Origin of the sequence: Cognatilysobacter bugurensis (assembly GCF_014652095.1) — a bacterium.
Classification (GTDB): Bacteria; Pseudomonadota; Gammaproteobacteria; order Xanthomonadales; family Xanthomonadaceae; genus Cognatilysobacter; species Cognatilysobacter bugurensis.
In genome coordinates this window covers 392,724-405,552 of sequence record NZ_BMYD01000002.1, presented here as the reverse complement: position 1 = coordinate 405,552, position 12,829 = coordinate 392,724, and the positions used below count along the sequence as shown (strand labels likewise).

The window sequence follows — 12,829 nt, the reverse complement described above, 5'->3', positions numbered from 1 at the left end:
ACTCGCCCCATGTTCCTGCCCTGCCCCAATTGCGGATTTCTCGTCGCGCGCGTCACGCCGCGCCGCGGCGGCACCGAGCAGCGCTGCCCGCGCTGCGGGCAGGTGCTCGGGAACGATGAGAACGCATCCGTCGACGAAGCATCGCCGCGTGATGCGTCCGGGCTGCGTCGCCCCGATGCGGATCGGCTGACGCCGCAGCTGCCCCGCGCCGCGGGCGGGACCGGCACCGAACGGGGCGCTCGGTCACCGGGGGAGGCCACGCCGCACGACAGCCGCCCCCCTTCTCCTGCGCGTGATCGACGCGACAGCGCGCGCGCATCGGAGACCCGTCCGACCGAGTCGGCGGCATCGCCGAGCGCAGCGCCCGGCCCAATGGTGGTGCAGGCCCAACGAACCCCGCCGCCGGCCGCCCACGTGCACCCTGCCGCGCCTGCAACGCGCGCCGCGCCCAGCTTTGCCCGCGCGCGGGTTCGCGACCGCCCGACGGCGCGACGCTGGCCGCTCTACGGCGGCATCGCCCTGCTCGCGCTCACGCTCGCGCTGCAACTCGTGCTGGCCCAGCGCGACGCGCTCGCTGCGCAGGCGAGCTGGCGGCCGACCGTGGAAGCGCTCTGTGGCGCGTTGGGCTGCAGCGTGCCCGCGTGGCGCGAGCCGTCGGCGTTCACGATGCTCGATCGCAGCGTGCTGCCCAAGCCCGGCGCGCCCGGCGTGCTCACCGCGCGCGCGAGTTTCCGCAACGATGCGCGCTGGCCGCAGCCGTGGCCGGCGCTCGTGCTGACGCTGTCGGACGTCGACGGTGCCCCGATGGGCCGCCGCGCGTTCCTGCCGGCCGAGTACGCGGGCGATGCGGGAAGAGTGCTGATGCCGGGCGAATCGGCGAGCGTGCAGCTCGACGTGCTCGAACCCGCGCCCGGCGTCGTGGCGTTTGCATTCGATTTCCGCTGAGCCCGCGCCGCGCAGACGCATGATCTGCGACGCAGGCCGCATCGTCGCGTTGGTCGGGGCGACGGCCCCGGGCTAGACTCCCGCACCCCGTCGCCCTGCGGCGGACCTCCTCGTGCCGCGATTTCCGGGACTGCCCGCTTGAGCACCGTCGCCGACCGCCCCGACAGCCGCCCTGCTTCGCGCGTTCCGCTGCGTGACCACGTGGCGACGTCGATCCGCCGTTACCTGCGCGACCTCAACGGCTGCGACACCGAGAACCTCTACGAAGTCGCGCTGCGCGAACTCGAGATCCCGCTGTTCGCCGAAGTGCTGCAGCACTGCGACGGCAACCAGAGCCGCGCGGCCACGATGCTCGGCATCCACCGCGCGACGCTGCGCAAGAAGCTGCGCGAGTACGGCCTGGCCTGAAGTTCCGTGAGGCCACGCGGCTTCGCGCTTGCTTCAACCCGACGATTCGACCTTGCTGCATTCGCGGCACCGTCCACACGCGCATGTCGCATGCGCATCGACGCAGCCGCGCAACGGCGCCCGGCCCGGCCCGAAGAACCCCGCGCCGTATAATCCGCGCCCTCTCCGCCGCCGACTGCCCGCATGACCCTCGACGCCCTGCCCGCCTCGCCGGTGACGCTTCGCCGCGCGCTGCTGTCCGTGTCCGACAAGACCGGCCTGCTCGATCTCGCACGCGCGCTGCATCGCCACGGCGTCGACCTCGTCTCGACCGGCGGCACGGCGAAGGCGCTGCGTGAAGCGGGCCTGCCCGTGCGTGACGTCAGCGACGTCACCGGCTTCCCGGAAATGATGGACGGCCGCGTCAAAACGCTGCACCCGCTCGTGCACGGCGGACTGCTGGGCCGCGCGGGCGTCGACGATGCGGTGATGGCCGAGCACGGCATCGGCGCGATCGACCTGCTCGTGCTCAATCTCTATCCGTTCGAGCAGGTGTCGGTGAACCCGAACGCGCCGATGGACGAGATCATCGAGAACATCGACATCGGCGGCCCGGCGATGCTGCGCTCGGCCGCAAAGAACTTCGCGCGCGTCGCGGTCGCGACCGACCCGTCGCAGTACGACGCACTCGTCGCCGAACTCGATGGCAACGATGGCGCGCTGTCGGCGAACACGCGCTTTTCGCTCGCGGTCGCCGCGTTCAACCGCGTGTCGCAGTACGACGCGTGCATCAGCGATTACCTGTCCTCGATCGTCGAGGTCGGCAGCAACGGCGTCGCTTGCCGCTCGATGTTCCCGCAGCAGGCGAACGGCAGCTTCATCAAGGTCATGGACCTGCGCTACGGCGAGAACCCGCATCAGCAGGGTGCGTTCTACCGTGACCTCTGGCCGGTGCCGGGCACGCTTGCGACGTTCACGCAGTTGCAGGGCAAGGAGCTTTCGTACAACAACCTCGCCGATGCAGACGCCGCGTGGGAATGCGTGCGCCAGTTCGAGCGGCCGGCGTGCGTGATCGTCAAGCATGCGAACCCCTGCGGCGTTGCCGAAGCCGACGACAACGCACAGGCCTATGAGCACGCGTACGCTACCGATCCGACGAGCGCGTTCGGCGGCATCATCGCGTTCAATCGCACGCTCGACGGCGCAACCGCGAAGTCGATCCTCGACCGCCAGTTCGTCGAGGTGCTGATCGCGCCTGATTACGACGACGCTGCGCTCGCGTACGCAAAGAAGAAAGCGAACGTGCGCGTGCTGCGCATCCCGCATGGCGACGGCCGCAACATGATCGACGTCAAGCGCGTCGGGTCGGGCCTGCTCATGCAGAGCGCCGACAACCGCGAGGTGACGCGCGACGAGCTCAAGGTCGTCACGAAGGTCGCGCCGACCGAGGCGCAGATGGCCGACCTGCTGTTCGCCTGGCGCGTGGCGAAGTACGTGAAGTCGAACGCGATCGTCTACGTGAGTGGCAGCCGCACCGTCGGCGTCGGCGCGGGCCAGATGAGCCGCGTGGTCAGCGCGAAGATCGCCGCGCTCAAGGCCGACGAAGCCGGGCTCGCGGTGCCGGGCGCGGTGATGGCCAGCGATGCGTTCTTCCCGTTCCGCGACGGCATCGACGCCGCCGCCGCGGCCGGCATCAAGGCGGTGATCCAGCCGGGTGGCTCGATGCGCGATGCCGAAGTGATCGCCGCGGCCGACGAGCACGGCCTCGCGATGGTCTTTACCGGCGTGCGCCACTTCCGCCACTGACATGACTTGGCTGATCCTCCTGCTGGGCCTGGGCGCGCTGCTCGTCGGCGCGGAAGCCCTGGTCCGCGGAGCGTCGCGGCTCGCGCTCGCGACCGGCCTGTCGCCGCTGGTGATCGGCCTGACGGTTGTCGCGTTCGGCACGAGTGCGCCGGAGCTTGCGGTCGGCATCGGCTCGGTGCGTTCGGGCGCGAGTGACGTCGCACTCGGGAACGTCGTCGGCAGCAACATCACTAATGTGCTGCTGATCCTCGGCATCAGCGGGCTGATCGCGCCGCTCGTCGTGCAGCGCCAGCTCGTGTGGCTCGACGTGCCGGTGATGATCGCCGCCTCGCTCGTGGTGTTCGCGCTGGCGCTGGACGGACGCATCAGCCGGCCCGAAGGCCTGTTGCTCGTGGCGGGCGGGATCGCGTACCTGATCACGCAGGTGCACCTCGGCCGCCGCGAGGGCGCGGCAGGGAGCCCCGCCACGGCCGCGGAGGCCGACGTGCCGGCGCCTGCCACGCGCCGGCCGCTGCTCGATATCGCATTCGTTCTCGGCGGGCTCGCGCTGCTCGTGCTCGGCGCGCACTGGCTCGTGGATTCGGCAGTGAAGATCGCCGAGGCATTCGGCCTCAGCGAGCTCGTGATCGGGCTCACCGTGGTCGCGGTGGGCACGTCGATGCCGGAGATCGCGACGTCGATCATCGCCACCGCGCGCGGCGAGCGTGACCTTGCGGTCGGCAACGTCGTCGGCAGCAACATCCTCAACCTGCTGCTGATCCTCGGCATCACCGTGCTATTTGCGCCGGACGGCCTGCCGGTCGGCCCGGCCGCGCTCAATTTCGACCTGCCGGTCATGACCGCGGTCGCCGTGGCCTGCCTGCCCATCTTCTTCACCGGGCACTGCATCCAGCGCTGGGAAGCCGCGGTGTTCTTGGGCTACTACGTTGCCTACACCGCGTACCTGCTGCTCGATGCCGCCGGGCACGATGCGCTGCCGGCCTACAGCCGCGTGATGCTGTACTTCGTGGTCCCGCTCACGGCGGTCACGCTTGCGGTGGTCGTCGCCCGCGCGCTGAATGAGCGGCGACACCGCCGCCGCTCGTGAGCTCATGACGGTGCCGATCGCGCGCGTCGCACGTGACTGATGCGTTCGCAGCAAGCACCCGCCATCGCGATGAATGTTGCAGGCGCGCGTCATCCGCGCCTTGAGCTTCGAACGCGGTCGACGACGAGGCATGCGACGCCTCCGTTGCAGCCCTTTTTCGACGTGATCCGCGGGCCGGCCAGCGCGGCCATTGCACGCGATGAGACGAACGCCGCCGTGCATCGAACACGACACTCGACCGGATCATGAGCATCGCCGCGGCATACTCGGCGGTCGGAACGTTTCCACAGGGCATGCATGGGCATTGAACTGGCGTTGACGTTGGTGGTGTTGGCCGGCGCGATCTACCTGTTCGTCACCGAGAAGTTGCCGGTCGACGTGGTCGCGCTGCTCGTGCTGTGCTGCCTGTTGATGCTGCGCATCGTCTCGGTGCCGGACGCGCTGTCGGGCTTCAGCAGCCCGGCCACCGTCACGGTCGCCGCGATGTTCGTGCTCAGCGCGGCGATCGAGCGCAGCGGCGCGCTGCTGGGCATTGCCGAATTGCTCGCGCGCGTGAAATGGCGCTGGCTGTTCGCGCTGCTGATGATGTTGCTCGTCGCGACGATCTCGGCGTTCGTCAACAACACGGCCGCGGTCGCGGTGTTCCTGCCGCTCGTGATCCGGGCCACCTCCGCGCGCGGCTGGGGGCCGTCGCGCTTTTTGATCCCGCTCTCGTACGCGGCGCAGTTCGGCGGCGTGTGCACGCTGGTCGGCACCTCGACGAACCTGCTCGTCGACTCGCTTGCGCGCCAGAGCGGCTGGGGCGGCTTTACGATCTTCGAATTCGCGCCGCTGGGCCTGATCTTCGCGTCGGTCGGCGTGCTCTACATGATGATCGCGCGGCCCTTGCTGCTGCCCGATCTCGGTGTGCCCGGGCAAGCCACGCACGACCCGGTGGGCCGCTGCGTCGCGGAGTTGCTGGTAACGCCCGAATCGCGGCTTGCAGGGCGGCGCTGGTCGCAGTTGTCGGTCGAAGGCACCGACCCGCGCGCCGTGTTGCTCGAGGTGTTCCGCACCGGCGAGGCGCTGCCGGGCCCCGCGAACGTCTCGCTCGAGCCCGGCGACCGGCTGCTCCTGGCCGGCAACTGGGCCGACATCGAAGCGCTGCGCCAGCGCCAGCGGCTGCGCTACGACCCGGTGTCCTCCGACCTCGACGGGCACCCATCGACCGAGCGGCTGCGCGCCCAGGTGATGGTCACGCCGGGCTCGTTCCTGGTCGACAAGACCCTGCGCGACGTGCGCTTCGGCCACCTCTACCGCTGCCGCGTGCACGGCCTGCACCGGCGGCATCCGGCAATGCGCGCTCCGCTCGACCGCATCCCGCTCGCGGTTGGCGACGTGCTCGTCGTCGATGCGACGGCCGACGCGATCGACACGCTCGGCCGGGACCGCGGCCTCATGGTGCTCGGCGCGCATCCGCAGCCGCGCGTGGACTGGCCGCGCGCGATCGGCGCGATCGGCGTGCTGGTGGCGGTGATGATTGCCGCGTCCTTGGGCCTGCTGCCGATCGTCGGTGCGGCGCTCATCGGCTGCGCGGCGGTGGTCGCACTGCGCTGCATCACGCCGGCCGAGGCCTATGCGGCGATCGACTGGCGCGTCGTCGTGCTGCTCGCCGGCCTGCTGCCGCTTGGGCTTGCGATCGACAACACCGGCGGCGCGGACTGGGTCGCCGCGCGCACGATCGAATGGGTGGGCCCGTACGGTCCGCTGTTCACGCTCGCCGCGGTGTACGGGCTCACCGCGATTCTCACCGAGATCATGAGCAACAATGCCGCGGCCGTGCTCGTGGTGCCGATCGCGATCGCGGCGGCAGAGGGGCTTGGCATCGATGCACGCCCGCTGCTCGTGGCGGTGGCGTTCGCGGCGTCGACGAGCTTCGCAACGCCCGTCGGCTACCAAACCAATACGATGGTCTACAGCGCCGGCGGCTACCGGTTCACCGACTTCGCGAAAATCGGCGTGCCGCTCAACCTGCTGTTCTGGGGCATGGCGGTGGTGCTGATCCCGCGCTTCTTCCCGTTCTGAGCGAAGCGCGTCCCGGCCGGCGCCTCAGCGCTTCGGCTCGCGCCAGATTTCGGCGTCCACGCCGTCGGCCAGCTCGGGGTGGTCGGCGATCAGGAACGTCGGTTCGCGCCCCGCGTCGAGCTGCGCGTCGTAATCGCGCGTGAGCTTCGCGACCACGCCCGCCAGCAGCACGACCCCGACGAGGTTGATCGTGGACATGATCGCCATCGATGCATCGGCCGCGTCCCAGACGATCTGCACCTTCGAGTACACGCCCCAGGCCACGACGGCGAGCGTGATCAGGCGCAGCACGAGCAGGCCGACGCGGCCGCCGCCGCCGAGGTAGATGAGGTTGTTCTCGGCATAGGAATAGTTGCCGATGATCGTGGTGAACGCGAAGAAGAACATCGCGATCGCGACGAACACCGTGCCGGCGTCGCCGAAGAACACGCTCATCGCGCGCTGCGTGAGCACGATGCCGTCGCCGGCCCCGTCGCCGAGCACGCCCGAGAGCAGGATGACAAAGCCCGTCGCGCTGCAGATCAGCAGCGTGTCGATGAACACGCCGAGCGACTGCACGAGGCCCTGGCTCGCCGGGTGGTGCGGCACGGGCGTGGCGGCGGCCGCGATGTTCGGCGCGCTGCCCATGCCGGCCTCGTTCGAATACAGGCCGCGCTTGACGCCCTGCAGCAGCGCCGCGGCGATGCCGCCGAGAATGCCGCCAGCCGCGGCATCGAGGCCAAATGCGTTGCGCAGCACGCGCATGAGCACGTCGGGAATGTCGGCGATGTTCGTGACCACCACCCAGCCCGCAAGCAGCAGGTAGGCCACGGCCATCAGCGGTACGACCCATTCGGAGAAGCGCGCGACACCGCGCAGGCCGCCGAAGATCACCGCGCCCGTGAGCACGACGAGCACGATCGCGATGAGGTTCTGATCGAAGCCGAACGCCTCGCCGACCGACTGCGCCACCGCATTCGCGTGCACGGAGTTGAAGATCGCCCCGTAGCTCACGAGCAGCGCGACCGCGAACGCCATGCCCATCCAGCGCTGCTTGAGGCCGCGCTCCATGTAATACGCCGGGCCGCCGCGGTACTGGCCCTTTTCGTCGCGCACCTTGTAGAGCTGCGCGAGCGAGCTTTCAGCGTACGCGGTGGCCATGCCGACCACGGCCGTGCACCACATCCAGAACAGCGCGCCGGGCCCGCCGACGCCGAGCGCGATCGCGACGCCCGCGAGGTTGCCGGTGCCCACGCGCGAGGCGAGGCTCGTGGCGAGCGCCTGGAACGGCGAGATGCCGCTCGCGTCGCCGCCCTTGCCGGGGCTCACGATGCGCAGCATGTGGCCGAAGCGTCGCACCTGCAGTCCGCGCAGCCGCACCGTGAAATACACGCCCACGGCGAGCAGGCCGTAGATCAGCACGTAGTTCCACAGCACGTTGTTGACCAGGCCCACCGCGGGTGCGAGGGCGGTTTCGATCAGCGTCGGGGCGGTCATGCAATGGTCCTGCCTGCAGCGGCCCGCGAGGATAACGCGGTCGCCGGCGCCCGATCGCTCTCGTAAGATGCACGCCCTGTCGGCTTCGCGGGTGCGTGCATGAAGGTCCTCGTCATCGGGTCGGGCGGTCGCGAGCACGCGCTCGCGTGGAAGCTCGCGCAGTCCCTGCGCGTCACCGAGGTGCTCGTCGCGCCGGGCAACGCGGGCACCGCGCGCGAGCCGCGCTGCCGCAACGTCGACGTCAAGGCGACCGACATCGACGGCCTGCTCACGCTCGTGCGCCGCGAGGACGTCGCGCTGACTGTCGTGGGCCCCGAAGCGCCGCTCGTCGCGGGCGTGGTCGACCGCTTCCGCGCCGAGGGCCTGCGGATCTTCGGACCGACCGCCGCCGCGGCGCAGCTCGAAGGCAGCAAGGCGTTCGCGAAGGACTTCCTCGCGCGCCACGGCATCCCGACCGCGTACTACGCGGTGCACACCGACGTCGACGCCGCGCTCGCCTACGTGCGCGAGAAAGGCGCGCCGATCGTCATCAAGGCCGATGGCCTGGCCGCCGGCAAGGGCGTGATCGTCGCGATGACGCTCGACGAGGCCGAATCCGCGATCACCGACATGCTCGCCGGCAACGCGTTCGGCGCGGCCGGCGCGCGCGTGGTGATCGAGGAATTCCTCGAAGGCGAGGAAGCGAGCTTCATCTCGATCGTCGACGGCACGACCGCGCTGCCGATGGCGACGAGCCAGGACCACAAGCGCGTCGGCGACGGCGACACCGGCCCGAACACCGGCGGCATGGGCGCCTACTCGCCCGCCCCGGTCGTCACGCCCGAGGTGCATGCACGCGTCATGCGCGAGGTGGTCGAGCCGACCGTGCGCGGCATGGCGGCCGACGGCGTGCCATTCACGGGCTTCCTTTACGCGGGGCTGATGATCGACGCGTCCGGCGCGCCGAAGGTCATCGAGTTCAACGTGCGCTTCGGCGACCCGGAAACGCAGCCGGTGATGATGCGGCTGCAGTCCGACCTGCTCGATCCCATCGAAGCCGCGGTCGACGGCCGCCTCGACGGCGTGCAGGCGCAGTGGGATCCGCGCTGCTCGCTCGGGGTCGTCATGGCGGCCGAAGGCTACCCGGGCACGCCGCGCACCGGCGACGTCATCGGCAGCTGGGACGTGCCCGCAGTCGAGGGCACCAAGGTCTTCCACGCCGGCACGACGCTCGATGCCGAAGGCCACGCGATCACCGCGGGCGGCCGCGTGCTGTGCGTCTGCGCGCTCGATGAGAGCGTGGCCCAGGCGCAGCAGCGGGCCTATGCGGCCGTGGCCGGCATCAGCTGGCATGGCGAGTTCCACCGCCACGACATCGGCTGGCGCGCGATCGAGCGCGAGCGCGGCGGAGTCGGCGCCTAACGCGGCAACCGCCGAGACCCTGCGCGGCGCTCAACCCTCGCGCGTGGGGTCGTTCGCCGCCTCGGTGGCTTAGTTGCCCGCCTTTACATCTTGAGCATGCATGGCGGCCGCTCGTTCGCGCGAAGACGCGGCCGCCGGTGTTGCGCCCAGTCGCGCTTGCCCGTCGGCGGAGGCAGTGGTGTGATGCCGCCCTGCCTGTTCCCAGGGTTACATCCGATGTCGATCGACGACGACATGCTCGGAGCGCTTGCGCACGATCCCGACGCCCGCGCGAAGTGGGTGCATGACCTGCGCAATGCGCTCAACGTCATGGGTGTCGGGGCGCGGCTCGCGCAGCGCATGATCGAAAAAGGCCAGCCCGACGATGCGGCCGCCGTGCTCGCCGACAGCATGCGCGCGTGGACGCAGTGCAATGCGCTGCTCGCTCACGCAAACGAGGCGACGAGCCTCGTCGCGCTGCCTCCCGAGGCGCGTGCCTCGGTCTCGGAGTGGGCGCGCGCCCAGGAGTGAAGCAGGCCCGGGCGTCGGCCTCGGGGTTGCTGCGTCGAGCTGCCCTGCTCGCCTGAGGCCGGGCACGCGATGCGCCCACGCGAGAGCGGCCTGCGAGGGCGCAGGGCATGGTCTCGCTGGTCTGCGTCCGCACGTGGTTCGCCCCCAGCCGCGTTGGGTGCCCGAGGTTTTAGCCCGTGTCGTGTCGCGGCGGGGCCTCAGGCGGATTCGCCGCCGTCATCCAGCAGGCGCTGCAGGACCGCGCCCGCGCGCGCGCGTCCATCGTCGAGCCGGGCGAGCGTGGCCACCGCCGATGCGACGTCGAGCCGATCCGCGCGCACGAGCACGGCTGCCGCGCCGACGAGTCGCCCGATCCACAACGCGCGCACCAGCGGTGAAGCGCCTGGCTCGGGCACGACCGTCAATGCCTGCAGCACTGATCCCGGCAACTCCCACGCGGCGGCGATGCGCGCGCCCGTGGCCCCGGCCTCGTCGAGCAGGGCTGCAGCCACGCCGGGGTCCGGCATAAGCAGGGGGCGGCGTGCGTACTCATCGCGCACGCACTGCACCACGACGATGCCGCCGAGGCCGTGCACGAGCGCGGCGAGGTGCGCGGTCGAGGCGAGCTCGGGGTCCTCGTGCGCGACGTACTCGGCCGCGGCGGTCGCGGCCGCGAGGCTGTGCGTCCAGGCAACCGGGGCGAAGCCGGCGAATGCGCCGCGTCGTGTGTCGGTCACCGGTTGCAGCAGCGTCGCCGCCACGATGCGTCGCATGCCCTCGCTGCCGAGCCGCGCGATCGCACGCTCGACCGATTCGATCGGCTTGCCGGCCACGCGGTAGGCCGCGCTGTTCGCCACGCGCAGCACGTTGCCGGTCAGCGTGGGGTCCTGCTGCACGAGCGCGGCAATCGCCTTGACGGGTGCGTCGCCGCTGCCGGTCGCCCGCATCAGCGCGGGCAGCAGCTGCGGGCGGCGCGGAATGCGCTCGGGCTGCGCGTCGAGCCGCGCAAGCGCGGCGGCGGTCCGCGCTCGCACGTCCCGATGTTCGGAGCCGTCGCCAGCTATGTCCGGCAGCGCGTCGCCAAGCGCGTGCGCACGCAAGCGCGCGAGGAGCGTGGCAGCCGAAAGCACCTCGACGTCGACCTCGACTGCCGCCTGATCCGCAGGCAGGCCTGCCGACGAATCCTCGAAGCGCTGCGCATCGGCGGCCGCGGCCGATGCCGGCATGACGGCGCACGGTGTGTGTAGCGCGGTGACTGCACCCGCCGTCGTTACCGGCACACAACCGGCCTGCGCCGTGGACCGGCGCCTGAAGCTGCTGAACCACCCCATGGCTTTCCCCCCGATTGCCCCGAGCGCCGCAGGCGCCGGCCGGATGAGCGCGCGGTGCTGCGCCGACGATATCGGCCGGCGTCGGCGGGACTGAAGTGCGCGGTAGCTGCACGTGCAGTGCGGTGCACCGCGGCTTGCGGCGGCGGCCACACGCGCACGATGCACGCCTCAGCCCACGCGCGTGCGAAGCAGCTCCCAATGCGTCGGCGTCTCGTCGATCAGGACGAAGCCGAGCCGCTCGTACAGCGCGCGCGCCGGGTTGACCTTCAGCACCTGCAGCCACACCGGCCACCCGGCGGCCTCGCGAACGACCTGCCCGATGACCGCGGTGCCAAGACCGCTGCGCTGGTAGCAGGGCGCAATCGCGATCGACAGCAGGCGCACCGGCACGCCGCTCGCATCGACCTTGAGCCAACCAGCGGCGCGGCCGTTGACCTCGACGATGCGCACCACAGCCGGATCGAACGCGGCCTCGAACCGCATGCGCTGGTCGGGCCCGTCCCAGCCCCAGGTCGCCTCGACATACGCGCGCATCGTCTCCTCATGCAGGCGCCAGCAGAACGCGCGGTCGTCCTCGGTGGCGGCGCGCAGCGACCACGGCAGCGTGCAGCGGTGTTCGCTGATTGCGTTGCTTTCGGGCATCCCGCGCGTCATGCGTTCCACGCGCGCCAGGCCCATGCAGTGACCAGTGCCGCCGCCAGCAGCCACACGAGCACGACCACCGCGGCCGTGCCGCGACTGACAGGCCGCTCGGCCGCCACCTGCGCGCGTTCGCGCGCGTCGCGCGCCACATCGAGCGGCATCCACCGCAGCACCAGCCAGACGCCGAGTGGCACGAGCACGAGATCGTCGAGCAGGCCGAGCACGGGGATGAAGTCCGGGATCAGGTCGATCGGGCTCAGCGCATAGGCGGCCACCGTGAGCGCGAGCAGGCGCACCGGCCACGGTGTGCGTGGATCGCGCGCGGCGAAGTACACGACGAGCGCCTGCTGCTTGAGCCCACGCGCCCAGCGCCGAAGCGTGCTCAGCGCCATGCGCGCGCCGCGTCGCCACTCCGGCCGAGCCGGTGCGCATGCACGGCCACGTCAGCGTGGATCCTGCAGCTCCGGCGTGTCGCGGCACACCGCGCAATGCTGGCCCCGGCGCGACTGCACGATGCGCGGGGCGGTGAACACCGCGGCCGTCACTGCGGCCCAAAGCGCCGCCTCGCCAAGGGCATGTTCGATGTCGCGACCGCGCACGAGGTGCGATGCCGCAATCAGCGTGAACGCGCCGGCGAACACGAGGGCGAAACGGCGGATCCAGAATGCAGTGCCCATGCGTTCCCTCGAGCGTGGCCGGATGCCGAGTCTAGCCGGCGCATCGCTGGGCTGAAGCGCGCCGGCTGCCTGCCTCAGCCGCGGAACGTGCGCAGATGCACGCTGGTCTCGCTCGCGCTGATGCCGGGGATTGCGCGGATCCGTTCGAGCGTGCGCGAGAGCGCATCGAGATCCGTCACGCGCAACTCGGCGAGCAGGTCCCAGCGGCCGTTCGTGTCGTGCAGTGCCGCCACGCCGGGTTCGCCGAGCAGCGCGCGCACGACCGCGTGCTGGTTGCCCTCGACCGCGAGCCCCGTCCACGCGCGGATCTCATCGGGCGCCGTGTCGGGCCGCAGCCGCACCGTGTAGCCGGTGATCACGCCGTCGGTTTCGAGCCGCGCCATGCGGTTCGTGATGGTCCCGCGCGACACGCCGAGCTGCTGCGCGAGTGCGGCGATCGGAGCGCGGGCGTCGTGGCGCAACGCGGCCACGAGGCGGTGGTCAAGATCGTCCATTGTGCAAACCGCCAGTTGCTGTTGCCGAAT

The 12,829-nt window shown here is 70.9% G+C and carries 13 protein-coding genes; 7 read left to right on the top strand and 6 right to left on the bottom strand.

The annotated features are described in order from the left end of the window. Window positions 1-9: 9 nt before the first annotated feature. From IE075_RS08960 to IE075_RS08940, 5 genes are all read left to right on the top strand, one after another. Window positions 10-945, top strand: coding sequence for a DUF3426 domain-containing protein (locus IE075_RS08960; protein WP_189455575.1), 936 nt, complete (start codon window positions 10-12; stop codon window positions 943-945). A gap of 138 nt (window positions 946-1,083) precedes the next feature. Further along, the gene (gene fis / locus IE075_RS08955; RefSeq protein WP_189455573.1) at window positions 1,084-1,353 is read left to right on the top strand and encodes a DNA-binding transcriptional regulator Fis; all 270 of its coding nucleotides are present in this window, start codon (window positions 1,084-1,086) and stop codon (window positions 1,351-1,353) included. Window positions 1,354-1,536: 183 nt separating this feature from the next. Continuing rightward, the gene (gene purH, locus IE075_RS08950; protein ID WP_189455571.1) at window positions 1,537-3,138 is read left to right on the top strand and encodes a bifunctional phosphoribosylaminoimidazolecarboxamide formyltransferase/IMP cyclohydrolase; all 1,602 of its coding nucleotides are present in this window, start codon (window positions 1,537-1,539) and stop codon (window positions 3,136-3,138) included. A gap of 1 nt (window position 3,139) precedes the next feature. Then, entirely contained in the window at window positions 3,140-4,225 is a 1,086-nt protein-coding gene (locus IE075_RS08945) for a calcium/sodium antiporter (protein WP_189455570.1), read from the top strand. A gap of 297 nt (window positions 4,226-4,522) precedes the next feature. Next, window positions 4,523-6,289 (top strand): SLC13 family permease, encoded by a 1,767-nt coding sequence (locus IE075_RS08940; protein ID WP_189455561.1) that lies wholly within the window; start codon window positions 4,523-4,525, stop codon window positions 6,287-6,289. 24 nt (window positions 6,290-6,313) lie between these two features. Here the strand turns inward: IE075_RS08940 and IE075_RS08935 are convergent, their stop codons facing one another. Further along, entirely contained in the window at window positions 6,314-7,765 is a 1,452-nt protein-coding gene (locus tag IE075_RS08935; RefSeq protein WP_189455559.1) for an alanine/glycine:cation symporter family protein, read from the bottom strand. Window positions 7,766-7,864: 99 nt separating this feature from the next. Here IE075_RS08935 and purD point away from each other — a divergent pair, with 99 nt between their 5' ends. Together purD and IE075_RS08925 are read left to right on the top strand one after the other, a co-directional pair. Continuing rightward, complete coding sequence (gene purD, locus IE075_RS08930; RefSeq protein ID WP_189455557.1) at window positions 7,865-9,166, top strand: phosphoribosylamine--glycine ligase; 1,302 nt, start codon at window positions 7,865-7,867, stop codon at window positions 9,164-9,166. A gap of 216 nt (window positions 9,167-9,382) precedes the next feature. Beyond that, window positions 9,383-9,676 (top strand): hypothetical protein, encoded by a 294-nt coding sequence (locus IE075_RS08925; protein WP_189455555.1) that lies wholly within the window; start codon window positions 9,383-9,385, stop codon window positions 9,674-9,676. A 197-nt stretch (window positions 9,677-9,873) separates the two neighbouring features. Here the strand turns inward: IE075_RS08925 and IE075_RS08920 are convergent, their stop codons facing one another. The 5 genes from IE075_RS08920 to IE075_RS08900 all read right to left on the bottom strand — a co-directional run bounded on the left by IE075_RS08920 (window position 9,874) and on the right by IE075_RS08900 (window position 12,799). After that, window positions 9,874-10,881, bottom strand: coding sequence for an HDOD domain-containing protein (locus tag IE075_RS08920; RefSeq protein ID WP_189455553.1), 1,008 nt, complete (start codon window positions 10,879-10,881; stop codon window positions 9,874-9,876). 273 nt (window positions 10,882-11,154) lie between these two features. Next, window positions 11,155-11,628, bottom strand: a complete 474-nt coding sequence (locus IE075_RS08915) for a GNAT family N-acetyltransferase (RefSeq protein WP_189455551.1) — start codon at window positions 11,626-11,628, stop codon at window positions 11,155-11,157. A gap of 8 nt (window positions 11,629-11,636) precedes the next feature. After that, window positions 11,637-12,020: a YkvA family protein gene (locus IE075_RS08910; RefSeq protein ID WP_189455549.1), complete on the bottom strand. Its 384-nt coding sequence runs from the start codon at window positions 12,018-12,020 to the stop codon at window positions 11,637-11,639. A gap of 51 nt (window positions 12,021-12,071) precedes the next feature. Then, window positions 12,072-12,305 carry a hypothetical protein gene (locus IE075_RS08905; protein WP_189455546.1) on the bottom strand — a complete coding sequence of 78 codons (234 nt, stop codon included), beginning with the start codon at window positions 12,303-12,305 and terminating at the stop codon, window positions 12,072-12,074. A gap of 74 nt (window positions 12,306-12,379) precedes the next feature. Continuing rightward, complete coding sequence (locus tag IE075_RS08900; protein WP_189455544.1) at window positions 12,380-12,799, bottom strand: Lrp/AsnC family transcriptional regulator; 420 nt, start codon at window positions 12,797-12,799, stop codon at window positions 12,380-12,382. Between the last annotated feature and the right edge of the window lie 30 nt (window positions 12,800-12,829).